General features: G+C 64.0%; 18 protein-coding genes. 11 read left to right on the top strand and 7 right to left on the bottom strand.

Annotation, left to right across the window (positions count from 1 at the left end; translation table 11 throughout):
- Positions 1–214: 214 nt before the first annotated feature.
- Entirely contained in the window at positions 215–391 is a 177-nt protein-coding gene (locus EEB15_RS34035; RefSeq protein WP_199236658.1) for a hypothetical protein, read from the bottom strand.
- A 223-nt stretch (positions 392–614) separates the two neighbouring features.
- On the opposite strand from EEB15_RS34035, the gene icd reads away from it, so the two are divergent.
- Positions 615–1,868, top strand: coding sequence for an NADP-dependent isocitrate dehydrogenase (gene icd / locus EEB15_RS28910; protein WP_141513437.1), 1,254 nt, complete (start codon positions 615–617; stop codon positions 1,866–1,868).
- Positions 1,869–1,972: 104 nt separating this feature from the next.
- Here icd and EEB15_RS34520 read toward each other — a convergent pair whose 3' ends face one another.
- Positions 1,973–2,293: a cold-shock protein gene (locus tag EEB15_RS34520; RefSeq protein WP_141513436.1), complete on the bottom strand. Its 321-nt coding sequence runs from the start codon at positions 2,291–2,293 to the stop codon at positions 1,973–1,975.
- 274 nt (positions 2,294–2,567) lie between these two features.
- On the opposite strand from EEB15_RS34520, the gene clpS reads away from it, so the two are divergent.
- Positions 2,568–2,936: an ATP-dependent Clp protease adapter ClpS gene (clpS, locus tag EEB15_RS28900; protein WP_141513435.1), complete on the top strand. Its 369-nt coding sequence runs from the start codon at positions 2,568–2,570 to the stop codon at positions 2,934–2,936.
- Positions 2,937–2,999: 63 nt separating this feature from the next.
- Positions 3,000–5,348 carry an ATP-dependent Clp protease ATP-binding subunit ClpA gene (gene clpA, locus EEB15_RS28895; RefSeq protein WP_141513434.1) on the top strand — a complete coding sequence of 783 codons (2,349 nt, stop codon included), beginning with the start codon at positions 3,000–3,002 and terminating at the stop codon, positions 5,346–5,348.
- Between the two features lie 70 nt (positions 5,349–5,418).
- On the opposite strand, the gene EEB15_RS28890 is transcribed toward clpA, so the two are convergent.
- Positions 5,419–5,883: an EVE domain-containing protein gene (locus EEB15_RS28890; RefSeq protein WP_141513433.1), complete on the bottom strand. Its 465-nt coding sequence runs from the start codon at positions 5,881–5,883 to the stop codon at positions 5,419–5,421.
- A gap of 174 nt (positions 5,884–6,057) precedes the next feature.
- On the opposite strand from EEB15_RS28890, the gene EEB15_RS28885 reads away from it, so the two are divergent.
- Positions 6,058–6,972 carry a ketopantoate reductase family protein gene (locus EEB15_RS28885; protein WP_141513432.1) on the top strand — a complete coding sequence of 305 codons (915 nt, stop codon included), beginning with the start codon at positions 6,058–6,060 and terminating at the stop codon, positions 6,970–6,972.
- Here the strand turns inward: EEB15_RS28885 and EEB15_RS28880 are convergent.
- From EEB15_RS28880 to EEB15_RS28870, 3 genes are all read right to left on the bottom strand, one after another.
- Positions 6,969–7,679: a YebC/PmpR family DNA-binding transcriptional regulator gene (locus tag EEB15_RS28880; RefSeq protein ID WP_141513431.1), complete on the bottom strand. Its 711-nt coding sequence runs from the start codon at positions 7,677–7,679 to the stop codon at positions 6,969–6,971. The genes EEB15_RS28885 and EEB15_RS28880 overlap by 4 nt on opposite strands.
- Positions 7,680–7,743: 64 nt before the next feature.
- Complete coding sequence (locus EEB15_RS28875) at positions 7,744–9,066, bottom strand: aminotransferase class III-fold pyridoxal phosphate-dependent enzyme (protein WP_141513430.1); 1,323 nt, start codon at positions 9,064–9,066, stop codon at positions 7,744–7,746.
- Positions 9,067–9,106: 40 nt separating this feature from the next.
- Positions 9,107–10,000, bottom strand: coding sequence for a GntR family transcriptional regulator (locus EEB15_RS28870; RefSeq protein ID WP_141513429.1), 894 nt, complete (start codon positions 9,998–10,000; stop codon positions 9,107–9,109).
- An 85-nt stretch (positions 10,001–10,085) separates the two neighbouring features.
- Here EEB15_RS28870 and EEB15_RS28865 point away from each other — a divergent pair, with 85 nt between their 5' ends.
- The 7 genes from EEB15_RS28865 to EEB15_RS28835 all read left to right on the top strand — a co-directional run bounded on the left by EEB15_RS28865 (position 10,086) and on the right by EEB15_RS28835 (position 18,921).
- Entirely contained in the window at positions 10,086–11,255 is a 1,170-nt protein-coding gene (locus EEB15_RS28865; protein ID WP_141513428.1) for a C45 family peptidase, read from the top strand.
- A complete protein-coding gene (locus EEB15_RS28860) occupies positions 11,252–12,811 on the top strand; it encodes an ABC transporter substrate-binding protein (protein WP_141513427.1) in 1,560 nt (519 codons plus the stop codon). The genes EEB15_RS28865 and EEB15_RS28860 overlap by 4 nt, the downstream gene beginning before the upstream one ends.
- Positions 12,812–12,827: 16 nt before the next feature.
- Entirely contained in the window at positions 12,828–13,784 is a 957-nt protein-coding gene (locus EEB15_RS28855) for an ABC transporter permease (RefSeq protein ID WP_141513426.1), read from the top strand.
- The gene (locus EEB15_RS28850) at positions 13,781–14,593 is read left to right on the top strand and encodes an ABC transporter permease (RefSeq protein ID WP_141513425.1); all 813 of its coding nucleotides are present in this window, start codon (positions 13,781–13,783) and stop codon (positions 14,591–14,593) included. The genes EEB15_RS28855 and EEB15_RS28850 overlap by 4 nt, the downstream gene beginning before the upstream one ends.
- Entirely contained in the window at positions 14,593–16,251 is a 1,659-nt protein-coding gene (locus EEB15_RS28845) for an ABC transporter ATP-binding protein (RefSeq protein WP_199236657.1), read from the top strand. The genes EEB15_RS28850 and EEB15_RS28845 overlap by 1 nt, the downstream gene beginning before the upstream one ends.
- The gene (locus EEB15_RS28840) at positions 16,248–16,736 is read left to right on the top strand and encodes a hypothetical protein (protein WP_141513424.1); all 489 of its coding nucleotides are present in this window, start codon (positions 16,248–16,250) and stop codon (positions 16,734–16,736) included. Before EEB15_RS28845 ends, EEB15_RS28840 begins: the two co-directional genes overlap by 4 nt.
- A gap of 178 nt (positions 16,737–16,914) precedes the next feature.
- Positions 16,915–18,921 carry a hypothetical protein gene (locus tag EEB15_RS28835; protein WP_141513423.1) on the top strand — a complete coding sequence of 669 codons (2,007 nt, stop codon included), beginning with the start codon at positions 16,915–16,917 and terminating at the stop codon, positions 18,919–18,921.
- 24 nt (positions 18,922–18,945) lie between these two features.
- Here EEB15_RS28835 and EEB15_RS28830 read toward each other — a convergent pair whose 3' ends face one another.
- A complete protein-coding gene (locus EEB15_RS28830; RefSeq protein ID WP_141513422.1) occupies positions 18,946–19,587 on the bottom strand; it encodes a glutathione S-transferase family protein in 642 nt (213 codons plus the stop codon).
- Positions 19,588–19,591 lie beyond the last annotated feature (4 nt).

Raw genomic sequence — 19,591 nt, 5'->3', positions numbered from 1 at the left:
GGCTTGGGCGAAAGCGGCCGAAGCGACGAACAGCGAAGCGATCAGGGTGGCGAGCAGCTTTGTCATTGAAGTGAATCCTTGATTTATCCGAAAAGAAATCCTCCCACGAGACGGAAGGCCCCTTCGTAACGGAGCGCGGCGCATCGCGGTTGACACGGCACGCGCAAACAAAAATGCCCGCCGGGTGGCGGGCATTCGCGTCGTAACCGGAAGATTACTTCTTGGCCGAAGCAGCCGAGGCGGCGGGCTTGGCTGCGGAAGCGGCGGGCTTGGCGGCCGAAGCAGCGGGCTTGGCGGCGGAAGCGCCGGCAGCCGGTGCGCCTGCGTGCGAGGCGGCGAAGGTGGCGGCAGCGAAGAGACCGGCGACGAGGCCTGCGATGAGCTTGTTCATGGGGTTGAGTCCTTAAATGGTGATTTTTCGAAAAACAGCTTCCTTTTGATGGAAGCCTCAACGGCAACGCGCCAGCCCAGCCGAAGGTTGACACATGTCATCGACAAGGCGCGCAAAAGCTTGGGCGTGAAAGTGGGGTGACAGATTTCGAAGCTAGAATCCGAGGGTTTTGCGGCACTGCAAAAACACAAATTCCTGTTCCCCTTCCGGAGACGTTTCCCCCATGTACCAGCACATCAAGGTCCCCGCCCAGGGCCAGAAGATTTCCGTCAACGCCGACATGTCCCTGACGGTGCCGGATCAGCCGATCATCCCGTTCATCGAAGGTGATGGCACCGGCGCCGACATCACCCCGGTGATGCTCAAGGTGGTGGACGCGGCCGTGGCCAAGGCTTACGGCGGCAAGAAGAAGATCCACTGGATGGAAGTTTTCGCCGGCGAGAAGTCGACCAAGGTCTACGGCCCGGACGTCTGGCTGCCCGAAGAAACGCTGCACGCTGTGCGTGACTACGTGGTTTCGATCAAGGGCCCGCTGACCACCCCCGTCGGTGGCGGTATCCGTTCGCTGAACGTGGCCCTGCGCCAGGAGCTGGACCTGTACGTTTGCCTGCGCCCGATCCAGTACTTCGACGGCGTGCCCTCGCCGGTGAAGGAGCCGCACAAGACCAACATGGTGATCTTCCGCGAGAACTCGGAAGACATCTATGCCGGTATCGAGTTCGAGGCCGAGAGCGACAAGGCCAAGAAGCTGATCAAGTTCCTGCAGGACGAGATGGGCGTCAAGAAGATCCGCTTCCCGAACACGTCGGGCATCGGCATCAAGCCGGTTTCGAGCGAAGGCACCGAGCGCCTGGTGCGCAAGGCCATCCAGTACGCCATCGACAACGACAAGCCCAGCGTGACCATCGTGCACAAGGGCAACATCATGAAGTTCACCGAAGGCGGCTTCCGCGACTGGGCCTATGCCCTGGCGAAGAAGGAATTCGGCGCGGTGGAAATCGACGGCGGCCCGTGGATGAAGTTCAAGAATCCCAAGACCGGCAAGGACATCACGGTCAAGGACAGCATCGCCGACGCGTTCCTGCAGCAGATCCTGTTGCGCCCGGCCGAATACAGCGTGATCGCCACGCTGAACCTGAATGGCGATTACGTGTCCGATGCGCTGGCCGCGCAAGTGGGAGGCATCGGCATCGCCCCGGGCGCGAACTTGAGCGACTCGATTGCAATGTTCGAAGCCACCCATGGCACGGCACCCAAGTACGCAGGCAAGGACTACGTCAACCCGGGCTCGGAAATCCTCTCGGCCGAGATGATGCTGCGCCACATGGGCTGGACGGAAGCCGCCGACCTGATCATCAGCTCGATGGAAAAGTCGATCCTCTCCAAGAAAGTCACGTATGACTTCGCGCGCCTGATGGACGGCGCGACGCAGGTGAGCTGCTCGGGCTTCGGGCAGGTGATGATCGAGAACATGTGAGCTTGCGCGCTCCGCACAGCGGGGCTGCCACGGCATCTCCGCGCCAAGCCGGAATGCAAGAACAAAAAAGCCGCCCTCGGGCGGCTTTTTTTGCTCCACGGGAGCTACTTGCTGATCAAGTCTCCATGCCCGGTGGCGTGGAACTGCGGCGCGCGAACCTTGGAATGCCGCTGGGGCCGGTCGCCCGGCTGGGTGGTGATGGGCTGCATGGTGCCGGTGCCCGGCTCAGCCAGAATGTTTTGCGCCAGCTGGCCCTTGGGGCCTTCCGTCACCTCGAAGGTTACGCGAGAGCCTTGCTTGAGCGTCTTGAAACCCTCCATGGCAATGGCCGAAAAATGTGCGAACACATCTGCGCCCCCACCGTCGGGCTCGATGAAACCGAAGCCCTTTGCGTCATTGAACCATTTGACTGTGCCAGTCGCCATTTCTTCTGCCTTCCGTTTTCCCTCTTGACGAGGGGGGAGTGTCAGGGATTCAGGGTAGAGCTGTCAACATTTTCACGAACTAAAGTGTTCCGCGACCGTCTGGGCGGTCAGCCGCACTGTGCGGGGGCGCAAAAGCGCAAGAATGGTGCGCGCAAAATAGCGGTCGATCGCGCGTATTTGAGCGCCGTGGAGCACGAACGGGCGTGTCGCTTGAATGTGACGATTCCGTCACCAATTCACCCTGAGGCTACATCGCGAAAGCCCGCTCGATAGAATGATTTTCATGGCCACGAAACCTCCCGCACCCGCACCCGTCGCGCCCAAGACGAAACCCAAGGACGACGACGGCGGATCGGTGGTGCTCGAGCGGCGCACCCAGAAGACCAAACCGCCCCAGATGTACCAGGTTGTCATGCTGAATGACGACTACACCCCGATGGAGTTCGTGGTGGTGGTGATCCAGGAATTCTTCAACAAGGACCGCGAAACGGCCACCCAGATCATGCTGAAGATCCACCTGGACGGCAAAGGCATCTGCGGCGTGTACTCTCGGGACGTGGCGGCGACGAAAGTCGAACAGGTGCAGGAAGCGGCCCGTCAAGCGGGGCATCCCCTGCAATGTGTGAGTGAACCGGTTGAGTAATTGGGAATCCGACCCATTTGGAATTAGAGTGTCAGTGAACGCAGCAAGGCAGAAGGAAATCTCATGATTGCCCAGGAATTGGAAGTCAGCCTCCACATGGCATTTGTGGAGGCGCGGCAGCAGCGCCACGAGTTCATCACCGTGGAGCATTTGCTGCTCGCACTGCTGGACAATCCCAGCGCGGCGGAGGTGCTGCGCGCATGCTCCGCCAACATCGACGACCTGCGCAAGTCGTTGTCCAATTTCATCAAGGACAACACGCCCCAGGTCGCCGGCACCGACGACGTCGACACCCAGCCCACGCTGGGCTTCCAGCGCGTGATCCAGCGCGCCATCATGCACGTGCAATCCACGGGCAACGGCAAGAAGGAAGTGACGGGCGCCAACGTGCTGGTCGCCATCTTCGGCGAAAAGGATTCGCATGCCGTCTACTACCTGCACCAGCAGGGCGTGACGCGGCTGGACGTAGTGAATTTCATCGCCCACGGCATCAAGAAGAGCGATCCGCCCGAACCCGCCAAGAGCGGCGAGGCGGCGTCGAACGAGGGCAGCGAAGAAGGCGGCGAAAAGAACGAGAAGGCGTCCCCGCTGGAGCAGTTCACCCAGAACCTGAACCAGGCGGCGAAGGACGGCAAGATCGATCCGCTGATCGGCCGCGAATACGAGGTCGAGCGCGTCATCCAGATCCTGTGCCGCAGGCGCAAGAACAACCCGCTGCTGGTGGGTGAGGCTGGCGTGGGCAAAACGGCCATCGCCGAAGGCCTGGCCTGGCGTATCACCCAGAAAGAAGTGCCGGACATCCTGGCCGAGTCCAATGTGTATTCGCTGGACATGGGCGCGCTGCTGGCCGGCACCAAGTACCGCGGGGACTTCGAGCAGCGCCTGAAGGGCGTGCTCAAGTCGCTCAAGGACAAGCCGAACGCGATCCTGTTCATCGACGAGATCCATACGCTGATCGGTGCGGGCGCTGCGTCGGGCGGCACGCTGGACGCGTCCAACTTGCTCAAACCGGCCCTCTCCAGCGGCCAGCTCAAGTGCATTGGCGCGACGACGTTCACCGAATACCGCGGCATCTTCGAGAAAGACGCAGCGCTGTCACGCCGCTTCCAGAAGGTGGACGTGGTCGAGCCAAGCGTGGCCGAGACGATCGAGATCCTGAAGGGCCTGAAGTCACGCTTCGAGGAGCACCACAGCGTCAAGTACGCCGCAGGTGCCCTCCAAGCGGCCGCTGAATTGAGCGCGAAGTACATCAACGACAGGCACCTGCCCGACAAGGCCATCGATGTCATCGACGAGGCCGGCGCGGCCCAGCGCATCCTGCCGGTGAACAAGCGCAAGAAGACGATTTCCAAGACCGAGGTCGAAGAGATCGTGGCGAAGATCGCGCGTATTCCGCCCGCCAACGTATCGAACGACGACCGCGGCAAGCTGCAGACGTTGGAGCGCGACCTGAAGAGCGTGGTGTTCGGCCAGGACAAGGCACTTGAAGTCCTGGCTGCATCCGTCAAGATGGCGCGTTCGGGCCTCGGCCGGGGCGACAAGCCGATCGGCTCGTTCCTGTTCTCCGGCCCCACCGGCGTCGGCAAGACCGAAGCGGCCAAGCAGCTTGCCTACATCATGGGCATCGAGCTGATGCGCTTCGACATGTCCGAATACATGGAGCGCCACGCCGTGAGTCGCCTCATCGGCGCGCCGCCGGGCTACGTCGGCTTCGACCAGGGCGGCCTGTTGACCGAGGCGGTCACCAAGAAGCCGCACGCGGTGCTGCTGCTCGACGAAATCGAGAAGGCGCACCCGGACATCTTCAACGTGCTGCTGCAGGTGATGGACCACGGCACGCTGACGGACAACAACGGGCGCAAGGCCGACTTCCGCAACATCATCATCATCATGACGACGAATGCGGGAGCCGAATCGCTGAACAAGGCGGTCATGGGCTTCACGAATGTCAAGGAAGCCGGCGACGAGATGGCCGACATCAAGCGCCTGTTCACGCCCGAGTTCCGCAACCGCCTGGACGCGACGGTGAGCTTCAAGGCGCTGGACGAGACGGTCATCCTGCGGGTGGTCGACAAGTTCCTGCTGCAGCTGGAAACGCAGCTGGCCGAGAAAAAAGTCGAAGTGACCTTCACCGACAACCTGCGCAAGCACCTGGCCAAGAAGGGCTTCGATCCGCTGATGGGCGCGCGCCCGATGCAGCGCTTGATCCAGGACACGATCCGCCGCGCGCTGGCCGACGAGCTGCTCTTTGGGCGTCTCACCGATGGCGGCCGTCTCACGGTCGACGTCGAACTCAAGACCGACGACAAGGGCGTCGAGACGTCGGAAGTGATGCTGGACATCCAGCCGCTGCCCAAGAAGGAAGGCCGCGGCGCCAAGCCCGAGCCGGAAGAGATCTCCAGCAGCGAGTGATCGTTGCGCTCATCGAAAAAGCCGCCTTCGGGCGGCTTTTTCTCTGGGCTACGCTAATCCCGGTTGACAGTCACTTCTGATCGAGCAACTTCAAAATCAGCCGCCAGTGCTTGGCTTCCACCGGCGTGATCGACAGCCGGTTGCCTTTCTTCAGCACGATCATGTCTTCCAGCGCGGCGACGGAACGCAGCTCCGGCAGGCCCAACGTGCGTGTCTTCTTCAGTATCTGCACGTCCACCAGCTGCCAGCGCGGCTCTTCCTTCTTCGACCCCGCGTCGTAGTAGTGCGACTTCTTGTCGAACTGCGTGGGATCGGGGTAGGGCGTCGACGCGACCCGTCCGATGCCCACAACCCCAGGCTCGGCGCAGCTGGAGTGATAGAACAGTACGCCATCGTCCACGCGCATCAGGTCGCGCATGTAGTTGCGCGCCTGGTAGTTGCGCACGCCGGTCCATGCGACGGTCGACTTGGGCGCCGACAGTGCGTCGTCCACCGAGACCTCGCTGGGTTCGGATTTCATCAGCCAATAGTTCATGGGCGAGATTATGTCTTCCTCCCTCTCCCGCTGGGAGAGGGCCGGGGTGAGGGCGACGCCAGCAGGAATCTCCCTTCGTTCCTAGAATCGAAGGATGTTGACCCCCCACGCTCGTCACTACATTCCTCGCTGCCCCCAAGGGGGCGCGGCGCCTAGGGGCGGCCCGTCGTCGCCATGACCCAACCTCTTCAAGTCGCCGTCATGGGCGCAGGCGCCGTCGGTTGCTATTTCGGCGGCATGCTCGCGCGAGCCGGGCACCATGTGACGCTCATCGCGCGTCCTCAGCACGTCGAAGCCATCGAACGCGACGGCCTGCGCATGCAGACCAAGACCTTCGACGAGCAGGTGCGGTTGCGGGCCCGCACCGATGCCGCGGCAGTGGCGGGCGCCGACCTGGTGCTGTTCTGCGTGAAGTCCGCCGATACCGAAGCAGCGGGCGCGCAGATCAAACCGCACCTGCCGCCCGATGCGCTGGTGCTGTGCCTGCAGAATGGCGTCGACAACGCGGACCGGCTGCGCAAGGTGCTGCCGGAACACGCGGTTTCGGCAGCGGTCGTCTATGTCGCGACGGAGATGGCGGGACCTGGCCACCTCAAACACCACGGCCGCGGCGAACTGGTGATCGAGCCGTTAACCGCCAGCCGCCGGGCAGCCGACGCCCTGATCGGCGCGGGCGTGCCGACGGAAGTTTCGGAGAACGTTCGCAGCGCGCTGTGGCTCAAACTGGTCATGAACTGCGCCTACAACGCGATCTCGGCTATTGCTCAATTGCCGTACGGGGAGGCTGTGAAGGGTCCGGGCATCAAGGACGTGGTGCGTGACGTGATCGATGAATGCCTTGCCGTGGCCAAGGCCGAAGGCGTGGAATTGCCGGGCGACGTCCATGCCGCAGGGGCAAAGCTCATTGCCACCATCCCCGCGCAATATTCGTCGACCGCACAGGACATAGGGCGTGGCAAGCCGACCGAGATCGATTTCCTGAACGGCCACATCGTGAAGCGCGGCGAGGCGCTGGGCATCGCCACGCCGGCCAACCGCGTGTTGTGGGCCTTGGTGAAGCTGGTCGAAAAGAAGCCGGTGGCGGCCTAACCTGCCAGCCCCACGAAGACGTTTTGCACGTCGTCGTGCGCGTCGATCGCGGCCAGGAAGGCCTCGACTTCTTCCAGCGCGGCCGGCGCCAGGTTGGCCGGATCGACGGGGTTCTTGGGCTTGTAGCCGAGCTTGGCGGACAGCACCGTGAAGCCGTGAGCGGGCAGCGCCTTGCTGACCAAATCCAGATCGGCCGCGTCGGTCACAAAGAGGGTGGTTCCCTCTTCTTCGCCGGGCTCGAAGTCTTGCGCACCGGCTTCGATGGCGGCCACTTCCGGGTCCGCACCCGCGGCGGGCTCAGCCTCGATCAGGCCGACGTGATCGAAGTCCCATGACACCGAGCCCGACGTTCCCAGCTGGCCGGCCCGGAACAGCACGCGCATCTCGGGCGCGGTGCGCTTCACGTTGTCGGTAAGGCACTCGACCATCACCGGCACCTGGTGCGGCGCAAAGCCTTCGTACATCACGTGCTCGAAGTTGACCGTTTCGCCTGTGAGGCCAGCGCCTTTCTTGATGGCTCGCTCCAATGTGTCCTTGGGCATGGAGACCTTGCGGGCCTGTTCCACCACCAGCCGCAGCCGCGAGTTCGTCGACGGGTCGGGGCCGTTGCGCGCGGCCACCATGATGTCCTTGGCCAGCCGGCCGAACAGCTTGCCCCGGGCGTCCGCCGCCTGTGCCTTGCCTTTTGCTTTCCACTGCGCGCCCATGGGAGAGATCCTTCGAGTCTGTGTTTGCCTGAACCTCGCAGTTTATTCCAGTGGCAGGCCGCGCTCAGGCCACGCCCGCCAGCGCCTCTCTGATGGTGCCGAACACCTGCTCGATCTGGCTTTCGTTGATGACGAGGGGCGGCGACAGCACCAGCGTGTCGCCGGAATTGCGGATCAGCAGGCCGGCCTTCAGGCACGCCTGCTGGCATTCGTTGCCTCGGGCTCCGGGCGTGCCGGGGCGCGGGCGCAGGTCGATGGCGCCGAGCAGCCCGACATTGCGGATGTCTACCACATGAGGCGCCTCGCGGAGTTCGTGAGCTGCGGCTTCCCACAGCGGCGCCACGCGGGCTGCGCGCTGCGAAAGCTCGAGCTCTGCATGCACGTCCAGCGTGGCCAGCGCGGCTGCACACGCCAGCGGGTGCGCGGAGTAGGTGTAGCCGTGGAAGAGCTCGATGACCTCGGGGGCGCCGTTCATGAATGCCTGGTAGACGGTGTCGCTCGCCAGTACGCCGCCCATGGGCACTGTGCCGTTGGTCATGCCCTTGGCGCAGGTGATGATGTCCGGCGTGACGCCGAACGCCTGCGCGGCGAAAGGCGCGCCCACCCGGCCAAACCCTGTGATGACCTCGTCGAAGATCAGCAGGATGCCGTGGCGCGTGCAAAGCTCGCGCAGCCGCTGCAGGTAGCCCACCGGCGGCGGATAGACGCCGCCCGAGCCGGTCACCGGCTCGACGATCACGGCCGCGATCGTGCCGGCGTCGTGCACCACCAGCAATTGTTCCAGCGCGTCGGCATATTCCGCGCCGGTTTGCGGCAGCCCGCGCGAGAACACCGAGCGGCTGTCGTACGGCAGCGGCAGATGCGCCGTGTCGGGCAACAGCGGGCCGAAATCGCGCTTGTGCCGCGAGATGCCGGACACCGAGAGGCCGCCGAACCCCATGCCGTGATAACCCTTGGCACGGCCGATCAGCTTGGTCCGCCGCGCGTCGCCGCGCGCCTGGTGGTAGGCCCGCGCGATCTTCAGCGCCGTGTCCACTGCTTCCGAGCCGGAGTTGGTGAAGAAGACGTGGCCCATGCCCGCCGGCGCGATGGCCGCGATGCGCTCCGCGAGTTCGAAGGCTTGCGGATGGCTCATCCGAAACGAAGAGACGAAGTCCAGTCGACCCGCCGCTTCGGCAATGGCTTGCGTGATGCGCGGCTGCCCGTGTCCGGCGTTGCAGCACCAGAGGCCGGCCATCGCGTCGAGGACTTGCCGGCCGTCGGACGTTGTGTAGTGCATGCCCTGGGCCGCGGTAAAGAGCAGAGGCTGATCGCGGAACTGTCGCTGGGCGGTGAAGGGTAGCCAGAAGGCCTCGCCCAGAGATGCGGGCGCGTGGGTCGTGGTCATGGAAGGGATTCCTGTATTGTGTATTTCAGAAACATGAAAATCAATTTGTGGCGGCTTGGGTCGAGCGCAGCCGGCTCGCCACGTCGAGGTGGCGTTGCATGAGAAGTGCGGCGAGTTCGTGGTCGCCGGCCTCCAGCCGGGTGAGCATCTCCAGGTGTTCACGGCAGTTGACCTGCACCCGCTCGCGCCCGTGTTTCCAGTCGTAGTTGGACAGGCGGCGCAAGCGGTTCTGCCGTTGGATCGCCATCACGAAGTAGCGGTTGCCAGACCCGGCGGCGATACCTTCATGGAAGGCCGCATTCATCTCGAAAAAGGCGATGCTCGAAGCCTCCGTCCAAGGCGCGGAGAGGAAAGCTTCGTGGCCTTTGCGCATCTTCGCCAGCCATTCCGGTGGGAGGTTGAAGCCCGGCTCGCGGATGGCCGCGGGCTCGATGGTCATTCGGAAGCGATAGCTCTCGTGGCGTGCCGCCGCGTCCCACACATCATTGGTAAAGCGCCAGCCGTAGCCCAGTTTTCGCTCGGCCAGCCCCAGTTCGGCCATGCGGTCCAGCGCCTGCCGCAACGCCGGGCGCGTCAGGCCGTATTGATCCATCAGCTCTTTTTCGGACACCTGGTCCGCCAGCTTGCCGCGCTGGCGGTCGCGCGCCATGCGCAGGAGCAAGGCGTCCTCGTCTTCGGGCGCGACGGCACTCGCGCGGGGCTTCGGAGGCACTTTCACCAACTCCACGCCGCGATTGCGTTGGCGTTCCACGAAGCCACGGCCGGCGAGGTGCTCCAGCGCCGCGCGCACCGGCGTGCGCGAGACGCCCAATTGCTCCGCGATCTGGTTTTCGTTCAGGCGGGCACCAGCGGCCAGGCCCTGCTCGCGGATCAGCAGGCTGATGCGGTCGGCCAATTCGAGGTGGAGCGGGGTAGGGATCGCGAGGTTCGTCATCAATTTTCACGCATCGGTTGATTTTTTTGAAATCACAAAATACACTTTAGCCGAATTTCGAGTTTTCCACCACCTCATCGCCCCCATGGACCCCACCCAATCCGACCCCGCACGCAAAGTGCCGCCCGCACCGTTCATCGATGTTTCGGGCGCTCCACGCGAGCGTGGCCGCCAATATGGCGAGCAGGCCAAGGCGCGCATCAAGCGCGGCATCGAGCACTACAGCGTCCAGCTGGAGACCAGCAAACTGGGCTGGCCCGATATTCGCGCCATCGTCGACACCTACGAGCCCAAGATCGCCGCCTTCGAGCCTGCCTACATCGAGGAGATGAAGGGCATCGCCGAGGGCGCAGGCGTCGAATTTGCAGCTGTCGTCCTGCTGAACGCGCGCACCGAAGTGCTCAAGCTGGCCGATCGGCGGCGCAAGGGCGTGCCGGCCGAGATCGACCCGGACGGCTGCACCGGGCTGGCCGTGATGCCGCAGGCGTCGAAAGACGGCCGTGTGATCCACGCGCAGAACTGGGACTGGAAGGCCGAGTGCGCCGAAACGGCCGTGGTACTGCGCGTGCGGCGCGATGACGGGCCCGACGTGCTGACTTTCACTGAGGCGGGCGGAATGGCGCGTTCGGGTATGAACGCCGCGGGCATTTCCATCACAGCCAACTACCTCGAGTCCGACCGCGACTACAAGCAGGTCGGTGTGCCGCTCGCACTGCTGCGGCGCAAGGCCCTGGAGCAGGAACGGCTGGCCATCGCGATGCGCATCGTCTATGCCACGCCCAAGTCGGCCTCCAACAACGTGATGGTGTCACATGTGGGCGGTGTCGCCATCGACTTCGAATGCGCGCCCGATGAAACCTTCCAGGTCCATCCCGATCGCGGTGTCATCGTCCACGCCAACCACTTCCAGAGCCCCGTGGCGCTGTCGAAGCTGAAGGACACGGGCATCGCCAACACGCCCGACTCCTTGTACCGCGACGTGCGTGTGCGCCAGCTGCTGGAGCCGCACATCGGCGCCATCACGCGCGACCACGTGAAGGAGGCGCTGTTCGATGACTACGAATCGCCGTGGTCGGTGTGCCGGCCGCCGCGCCTGAACACCAGCAACAATCTTTCGGCATCGGTCGCCATGGTGGTGATGGAGCCGGCACTGGGCGTGATGGAGGTGGCCATGCTGCCCGCGCTGAACCGCGAATTCACCGAGTACCGGCTTGATATGGAGCTGACTGGCTCCGCACAGAAAGGAACGCGATGAACTACAAGCTCCTGGCCAGCCTGGCTGCCGCACTCTGCATCGGCCCAGCGTTGGCACAGCCGCAAGCAGGCCTCTTGCGCGTGCACTCCAAGGCTGATATCCGTTCCACCGACCCCGGCAGCGCCAACCGTGATTCGGTCACCGACGGCGTCCTCATGCACGTCGTTGAAGGCCTCGTGGCCTACCGCGAGGACGCGAGCATCGGCCCCATGCTGGCGCAGTCATACCAGATGTCACCGGACGGGCGCACGTATACCTTCAAGCTGCGCCAGGGTGTGAAGTTCAGTAACGGCGCGCCGTTGACGGCGGACGATGTGTTGTTCGCCTGGAAACGGTACATGACGCCGGCGAACAACTGGCGCTGCCTGTCGGAGTTCGATGGCCGCGGCGTAGCGAAGGTCACCGCGGTCGAAGCGCCTGACTCCGCCACCGTCGTCTTCAAACTGGAAAAGACCTCCGCGCTGTTCCTCACCACCATGGCGCGCAGCGATTGCGGCTCTACCGGCATCTTCCACCGCAGCTCGCTGGACGCGGAAGGGAAGTGGAAAGAACCCGTGGGCACCGGCCCGTTCAAGATGGGCGAGTGGCGGCGAGGTCAGTTCGTGGAACTGGTTCGCAACGACGCTTATTCGGGGATGCCCGGCAAGATCGACGGCACCACCGGCAACAAGGCGCCGCAGGTGGCCAAGGTGCGCTTCGTCATCATCCCCGACAGCTCCGCCGCGAAGGCCGCGCTGCTCTCGGGCGGCATCGACATCATCCCGGACATCAACGACGAGGACATGGCGGAGTACAAGGCGCGCAAGGAGATCGTGATGGACCCGGCCGCGAACATGAACGCGCAGGGCCTGCTGTTCCAGACGCGCGACCCGCTCCTGAAGGATGCGCGCATCCGCCGCGCGATCGCGCTGTCGCTGGACATGCCGGAGCTCGTCGCAACGGTCACCACCGGCACGGCCAAGCCCAGCCGCTCGGTGATGCCTTCGCCGAGCAGCTACTACAAGACGGCGCAGGCCGCATTACCCAAGCGCGACCTGGCCCAGGCGAAGAAGCTGCTGGCCGAAGCGGGCTACAAGGGCCAAACCATCAAGATCCTGGCGACCAAGCGCTACAACAGCGTCTTCAACATCGCGATGATGGTGCAGGGCATGGCGCAGGAAGCCGGCATCAAGATCGATGTGGAGGTGCTGGAGTGGGCGACCCTGCTGGACCGCTACAACAAGGGCGATTACCAGGCCATGGCCTTCACGTACTCGGCACGGCTGGATCCGTCGCTTTCCTACGAGATGATCAGTGGTGACAAGGACAAGCAGCCGCGCAAAGTCTGGGACAACCCCGAGGCGCTGGAGCTGATCCAGCGCAGCATGAACACGACGGACCGCGTGCAGCGCCAGGCCATCTTCGACAAGCTGGAAGGCAAGATGCGCGAAGACGTTCCGGCCATCTTCATGTATGCCTCGGTCAACACCAGCGCGGCGCGCAACTACGTCGCGGGCTACAAGAGCTGGCCACTCGGCCTGCCGCGCCTGTGGGGCGTCTCCATGCGCACGCCTTGAGCCGCTCGGGCACCGAATGAATCCTTCGCTCCTGATCTACGTCCTGCGGCGGCTGCTGTGGACCCTGCCCACGCTGCTGCTGGTCGGGCTGCTGGTGTTCATGCTGATGCGGCTTGTGCCTGGAGACCCGGCGCTGCTGATCCTGGGTGACAGCGCCACGCCGGAGCAGCTGGCCTCGTTGCGCGCCGCCTGGGGCCTGGACAAGCCGATCGGGCTGCAATTCTTCTATTGGCTGGGCCAGGTGCTGCAAGGCGACCTGGGCCAGTCGATCACCAGCAGCGAACCCGTGATGCCCTTGCTGCTGCAGCGGTTCCAGGTCAGCGCGTCGATCGTGCTCGTGGCGGTGGCACTGGCGGTGCTCCTGGCCGTGCCCGCCGGCCTTTACGCGGCGTGGAAGCAGAACAGCATCGTCGATACGGTGGTCGTAGCCACCGCCACTTTCTTTCTGTCGATCCCCAGCTTCTGGCTCGGGCTGTTGCTGCTGCTGTTCGTCGGGCTCAAGCTGGGCCTGGTGCCGGTGGTGGGCTACGTGCCGTTTGCCGAAGACTGGCGCGCCTCCATTACGTTCCTCATCCTGCCCGTCGTCACGCTGACGCTGATCGAGTTGGGCGTTCTGACGCGCATGTCGCGCGCCAGCGCGGTGGAAACGCTGCGGCTGGAATACGTGACCCATGCTCGCGCGAAGGGCCTGTCGGAGCGGCGCGTGCTGCTGCGCCACGTGCTGCCCAATGCCTTCGCGCCCACCTGGACGCTGGTGGGCCTGGTGCTGGGCAACCTGCTGGGCGGCATCGCCGTGCTGGAAACGGTGTTCACCTTGCCCGGCCTGGGCCGGCTGCTGGTGGACGCGATCTTCGCGCGGGACTATCCGGTGGTGCAGGGCTGCATGCTGTTCACCGCCGCCATCTACGTGCTGGTCAACCTCGTGGTCGACCTGTGCTATCCCTTGTTCGACCCGCGAGTGTCCGCAACATGAAACTGCGTGCGAATGCCCTGATCGGTGGCTCCCTGGTGGCCGCCGTCGCCGCGATGGCCCTGGTCTCCATCTTCTGGACACCCTATGGCCCGCTCGCACTGAACCTGCGGTCGCGCCTGCAGGCGCCGTCGTCCCGATTCCTGTTGGGCACCGACGAGTTCGGCCGCGACGTGCTTTCGCGCATCCTCGCGGGCGCCGGCACCAGCATGCTGGTCGCGGCATGCACGGTGCTGGTCGCGTTGCTGCTGGGCGTGGTGGTCGGCCTGGTGGCGGGCTACGCGCGTGGCTGGGTCGACAGGATCCTCATGGTCTTCAACGATGCGCTGCTCGCCTTCCCGGGCATCCTGCTGGCGCTCGGCGTGATGGTGATCATCGGCGCCAACAAGTGGGGAATCGTGCTGGCACTCGGCCTTGCGTATGCGCCCACCGCGGTACGCGTGGTGCGCGGCACGGTACTGTCGCTGCGCGAGAAGGAATACATCGAGGCCTCGCGCGTGATCGGCAACTCCGGCATGCGCACGGTTTTCGTCCACATCCTGCCCAACTGCGTAGCCCCCCTGGTGGTGCTGGCCACATCGATGTTCGGATGGGTGATCCTCGCCGAAAGCGCGCTCAGCTTCCTGGGCCTGGGCGTGCCGCCACCGGCGCCGACCTGGGGCAACATGCTTTCGTCCGGCCGGCCCTATATTGAATCGGCCGCGTGGCTGGGTATCGCCCCCGGTGTGTGCATCGCGCTCACCCTTCTGGGCATCAACCTGCTGGGCGACGCGCTGCGCGACTGGCTCGATCCGCGCATGGAGCACGCTTGATGAACGCCAACACGCCATTGCCGCTGCTGTCGGTGCAGGGCCTCACCGTGCAAGGGCCACTGGCGCGCCCGCTCATCGACGGCGTGTCGTTCGACATCAAGGCGGGCCAGGTGCTGGCACTGGTGGGCGAGTCGGGGAGCGGCAAGACGCTGGCCGGCCGCGCCGTGCTGCGCCTGTTGCCGCCGCAAGTACGACAGAGTGGCGGCACGATTCTTTACCAGGGCCATGACCTGGCGCACCTGACCCCAGAAAAGATGCGAGCGCTGCGCGGCAGCGCCATCGGCATGGTGTTCCAGGAGCCCATGGTGTCGCTGAACCCGGCCATCCGAATCGGCGAGCAGCTGTGCGAAGGCCTGCTGCTGCACGAGAAGCTCAGCGTAGCGCAGGCACGCCAACGCGCGATCGACATGCTGCGCCGGGTTCGCATTGCCGACCCGGACGCTTGCCTGGCCGCGCATCCGCACCAGTTCTCCGGCGGCATGCGCCAGCGCATCATGCTCGCGTCCGTGATGCTGCTCAAACCCCAGTTGCTGATCGCGGACGAACCGACGACGGCGCTCGACTCGCTGAGCCAACGCGAGGTGATGGAGATCATGGCGGAGCTGACGCGCACGGAGGGCACCGCCGTGCTGCTCATCACGCACGACCTGGGCCTGGTGGCGCGTTACGCCGATGCCGTGGTGGTGCTGGAGAAGGGTCGGCGTGTGGAGGCGGGCCCGGTGGCGCAGGTGCTGACCGCACCGAAAGAGGCGTACACCCGCACCTTGATCGAAGCTCTGCCCCAGCGCAATGACCGGGTTCAGACGATGTCCAAGGCCGCGCCTTTGATCGAAGCGCGCAACCTGTGCGTGGGCTTTCCCGGTGCCAGCAGCGGCTGGTTCGGGCGCAAAACGCACAAGCTCGCGGTCGACGGCGTCTCGCTGGCGGTGCAGCCGGGCGAGGTGGTGGCGGTCGTGGGTGGCTCCGGATCGGGCAAGACGACGCTGGGCCGCGCGATGATCGGCCTCTTGCCCGCGAGCGGTGGGGATGTGATGTATCGCGGCAAGGCGCTTGCTGACGCGAGCGTCGCCGAGCGCCGCTCGTTTCGGCTCGATTGCCAGCTTGTCTTCCAGGATCCGTATTCGTCGCTGGACCCGCGCCAGAAGGTCGGCGACATCGTGGCCGAGCCGCTGTTGCACGGCAAGCCGCTCGCGGCGAGTGAACGGCGCGACACCGTCGCGGCGATGTTGGAAGAAGTGGGGCTGACCGGCCTGGCCGACCGCTACCCCCATGCGCTTTCTGGCGGGCAGCGCCAGCGCGTGGCGATCGCGCGTGCGCTGATCCGCAAGCCCGCCTTCGTGATTGCGGATGAGCCCGTCTCGGCCCTGGACATGACGATCCAGAAGCACGTGCTCCAACTGTTCAAACGGTTGCAGGCCGAGCGCGGCTTTGCCTGTTTGTTCATCTCGCACAACCTGGCCGTGGTGTCGGAGATCGCCGATCGCATCGTCGTGATGGAGGCGGGCCGCATCGTGGAGGAGGGCAGTGTGGCCGACATCTTCGACCGCCCGCGCGAGGCCTATACGCGCCACTTGCTGGAAGCAGCGACCACCAGCGACCTGCTGGCGCAGCTGGGCCGCGCGGGCGCCGTGCCCGAGGCGGCACAATTGGGCGCATGACAGAACCCGAAGACACCGAAGAAGCAATCCGCGAACCCCGCCTGTGGCGCGATAACGGCTGGACCGCCAAAGTCATCAAGAACGAAGACGACGACGGCTGGGCCGTGGCCATGACGCCGGACGGCCAGGTCGAGCCCGCGCTGGTCGGGCCCTGGACCATGGGCCGCGACAAGAAGAATCCCAAGCCGCTGGATACGTCAGCGTTCAACACGCTGGTGAAGACTGCCGCCGAGTTTGTCCGGCGGCATGAACAGCAGTTGCACGCGACGCTGCATCAGCAGATCGAGATCACGCACCGGACGGACCGCGTGACGGTCTCGTTGGATATTGAGCCGGACGAAGAGAATCCGTCGGCAATGTTGCGGGCGTTGGATGCGGCGGGCGAGTTGCTGGCGGAGGTGCGCGTGGCGCCTTCGTTCAAGCTGACGCGGGCAAGCGCGAGTGCCTGGGCGGAAGCCGGTTTCAGCGCGAAGTCGGTGCGGTAAGGTCTGTTCTCCACAAATCGGAGGATGACAGGATCGCTGGAATCTCTAACATCGCGGGGCCGCCGCCAATCCAATGGATTGTTGTCGCGTTCATCGCCCGACGCATTGGTCTCGGCGGTCCCTAAAAATCAACCTGTTATTCACTGGAGAGTCTGTGCCTCAAGAAAGAGTCGAACCGTTGCCCGCCGCTGCCACTCCGGTCTCGGTGGGATTGGATCCTGTCTCAAAGGTCGCCGGCAGCGCCGTGTTGAAGTGGGTTGGCGAGAAGATTGCCGGGGGCATCATCGGCGCTGCCGCGGGCAAGGGCTTCAACGCGGCAATTGATGCGATTTTTGGCAGCGGCGACAACAGCGCAGAATTGGCGGAGAAGCTCGATGCGATCAGCAAACAGATCACCGAGGTGCAACGCTCGTTGGACCGGCTGACAGCGATGGCAGCGGAGATCCTGCAGCAAATCGACCGGCTGCGCGACTTCATGGAAAAAAGCGTAAAGGCGGATACCCTGCTCAAAGCCAGGCTCACCATCGACACCATTTACGGCAGTGTCGGCGATGCATCGCTGTATAGCGCTGTGGCGGGCAGGCCGATCTCCCTGCGGCTGTTGTTGGAACAGATGCCGCACTTCAAAGGCATGACACCAAAGAAGCTGCAAGACGCTGCAAAAGACTTCGTCAGCTATGCGGCGGAGGTTCTCAAGGCCATCAACACCATCCGCGATGAGCTGGTCGACGATGGTATGGGAATGCAGTCGCTGTTGCAGCTGTGGGCAAAGGAGCTGGGACAGCAGGTACGCGACAAGAAGATTGGCCGCGAGGATGCCGGCCTGGTGCTGGAATCGTACTTTCTCCAGGCGGTTTCGACGCAACTGAAGGGCGTGTGTGTGCACTGCACCGCGCTGAGTGTGGATGCAGAGGACGGCGAGGAGTTCGTCAGAATTTTTCTGCGAACCGATTTCGGCGTCACCATGGAAAAGCAGGCTGCTGCCTACGTGCAAGCGATGGAGTACCTGATCTTCTCGTCGCTGGATCCGGTCGCATTGACGGGCCGCAAGACCACCATGGACGAGCGCGAATTTCCATACCATGTGGACGACATGTTGCTGCGAGCGGACCTGACGGCCGCCGCGTTGAGCCTGGTGCGATATACCGGTGATGCGGATGGCAAGCCCGCGCCTTCACGGCAGGCGGCGATCCAGGGCATCTATGGGCGGGCACTGATGCGGCCGTCGGATATCGTGGCGGACGGGACGCCCTCGATCGCATTGCCTGGGTTTGGCGCCGCTGCCGGAAGCAAACCGCATAAGTTGCCCTACGCTGTGCTGGACTTGGTCGTGGAGGACGGCAAGCCCGTGTTGTGTGATGTGGGCACGACCTTTGTGCATCAATCGCGATACAAGTGGAGTTTCGCGTCTTCACCTCCCGCCGTGGGGACTGTCATCGACTCGAACCAGCGCCTGGGCGTGACGGTGAAAGAGGTTTCGGTCTTTGGCGCGGATGAGCCGATGGTGCTCGCGGCCAGCGTATTCGATGCGAGCCGCATCACGCGGGGCTTGCCCGCAGGTGTGAAGACGGACACCTTCTTCGTCCCCTTCCCGGGGGGATATCCGCATGCGGGTTTCAAGGACCAGAGTTGCGACGCAAGACGCCATCCGCTGACGAATGGCACGGGGATCCTGTTGGAGACAAGGTACAACTTCGTGAGCGCCGAGCGGGCCGACATGAGCACTCGGATGACGGCTGAACAGCGCCTGTTCCAATACAAGGGTGCAAAGGTAAGAGCCCGCCTTTGGGTGCACATGAAGGGCAGGATGCAGGCGGGCGCCCGCAAGGACACGAGCAGGGGCACCGAACTTGGACACCAGCAAGACCTGCCGAGCCACATCATGCTGCGTTTGCCGGACAGGTCGCTGGTGGGGCTGGGCAACACGATCGACAAATGGGCGTTGAACGTGCATGGAGACCATGACCGTGCCCTGTCCCTGATGTATGCCATGACGAAGCCTGGCGATTACGACCAGAGCTCGAATGCCAGCCTCTCCGTCGATTTCGATCTTGTACCGGGCGACTACCAGCTCGTGCTCTACAACGATTGCTGGATCACGCAAAGGAACACGCCCTACGACGGCTGGAACTCCGCGACACAGACGCTGACGTTCGAAGATGTGACGTTGGAGATGGTCTTTTAGGCAGCTGAGGCGCCGGGGAGTTCATCACTCCAGCAGCGGCTTCATCCCCGGATCTCCCTTTGCCATCGCCCTGCGATACGCCTCGCGTGCGCCCATGCGTTGCAAGTAGGCTTTGATCTGCGCATAGGGTGCCAGGTCGAGCGGATAGAAATGCCGCATCGTCGTCAACGAGAACACGATCATGATGTCGGCGGCAGTGAACTCGCTTCCCGCAAGGAAGGGCACTTCGCTCAATCGCGCATCCATGAACTTCAGCGCCCGCGCCAAACGGTCCCGGGTCGAGGTAATGACCGGCGTCTCGGCCGGCAGGTTGGTGCGACTCAACACCATGTTGCGCCCCATCAATGGCTGGAACGTGGCGTTGGCAAAGTGGAACCAGTAAAGGTATTGCGCAAAGTCCGGGTGCGCCGGCCCCAGCGCCAATCGGCCGTTGCCGTGCCGGCCGATGATGTAGTCGACGATCGCGCCCGACTCCGCCAGCATGACGTCGCCATCTTCGATGACGGGTGCGGTGCCCATGGGGTGCATCGCCTGCAGCTCGGGCGGCGACAAGCGCGTGACCGCATCACGTTCATGGCGCTTCATCTGGTAGGGCACGCCGAGCTCTTCGCACAGCCAGAGGATGCGTTCGGATTGGGAGGTGCCGAGATGGTGGATGGTCAGCATGTCG

Origin of the sequence: Ramlibacter sp. WS9 (assembly GCF_003797765.1) — a bacterium.
Taxonomy (GTDB): Bacteria; Pseudomonadota; Gammaproteobacteria; order Burkholderiales; family Burkholderiaceae_C; genus Ramlibacter.
The sequence above is the reverse complement of the archived record's forward strand: the minus strand, read 5'-3'. Positions and strand labels throughout refer to the sequence as shown.

Excerpts from the sequence above, each read along its gene's own strand:
- EEB15_RS34035 (WP_199236658.1), bottom strand. The coding sequence starts at position 391 with ATGAACAAGCTCATCGCAGGCCTCGTCGCCGGTCTCTTCGCTGCCGCC.
- icd (WP_141513437.1), top strand. The coding sequence starts at position 615 with ATGTACCAGCACATCAAGGTCCCCGCCCAGGGCCAGAAGATTTCCGTC.
- EEB15_RS34520 (WP_141513436.1), bottom strand. The coding sequence starts at position 2,293 with ATGGCGACTGGCACAGTCAAATGGTTCAATGACGCAAAGGGCTTCGGT.
- clpS (WP_141513435.1), top strand. The coding sequence starts at position 2,568 with ATGATTTTCATGGCCACGAAACCTCCCGCACCCGCACCCGTCGCGCCC.
- clpA (WP_141513434.1), top strand. The coding sequence starts at position 3,000 with ATGATTGCCCAGGAATTGGAAGTCAGCCTCCACATGGCATTTGTGGAG.
- EEB15_RS28890 (WP_141513433.1), bottom strand. The coding sequence starts at position 5,883 with ATGAACTATTGGCTGATGAAATCCGAACCCAGCGAGGTCTCGGTGGAC.
- EEB15_RS28885 (WP_141513432.1), top strand. The coding sequence starts at position 6,058 with ATGACCCAACCTCTTCAAGTCGCCGTCATGGGCGCAGGCGCCGTCGGT.
- EEB15_RS28880 (WP_141513431.1), bottom strand. The coding sequence starts at position 7,679 with ATGGGCGCGCAGTGGAAAGCAAAAGGCAAGGCACAGGCGGCGGACGCC.
- EEB15_RS28875 (WP_141513430.1), bottom strand. The coding sequence starts at position 9,066 with ATGACCACGACCCACGCGCCCGCATCTCTGGGCGAGGCCTTCTGGCTA.
- EEB15_RS28870 (WP_141513429.1), bottom strand. The coding sequence starts at position 10,000 with ATGACGAACCTCGCGATCCCTACCCCGCTCCACCTCGAATTGGCCGAC.
- EEB15_RS28865 (WP_141513428.1), top strand. The coding sequence starts at position 10,086 with ATGGACCCCACCCAATCCGACCCCGCACGCAAAGTGCCGCCCGCACCG.
- EEB15_RS28860 (WP_141513427.1), top strand. The coding sequence starts at position 11,252 with ATGAACTACAAGCTCCTGGCCAGCCTGGCTGCCGCACTCTGCATCGGC.
- EEB15_RS28855 (WP_141513426.1), top strand. The coding sequence starts at position 12,828 with ATGAATCCTTCGCTCCTGATCTACGTCCTGCGGCGGCTGCTGTGGACC.
- EEB15_RS28850 (WP_141513425.1), top strand. The coding sequence starts at position 13,781 with ATGAAACTGCGTGCGAATGCCCTGATCGGTGGCTCCCTGGTGGCCGCC.
- EEB15_RS28845 (WP_199236657.1), top strand. The coding sequence starts at position 14,593 with ATGAACGCCAACACGCCATTGCCGCTGCTGTCGGTGCAGGGCCTCACC.
- EEB15_RS28840 (WP_141513424.1), top strand. The coding sequence starts at position 16,248 with ATGACAGAACCCGAAGACACCGAAGAAGCAATCCGCGAACCCCGCCTG.
- EEB15_RS28830 (WP_141513422.1), bottom strand. The coding sequence starts at position 19,587 with ATGCTGACCATCCACCATCTCGGCACCTCCCAATCCGAACGCATCCTC.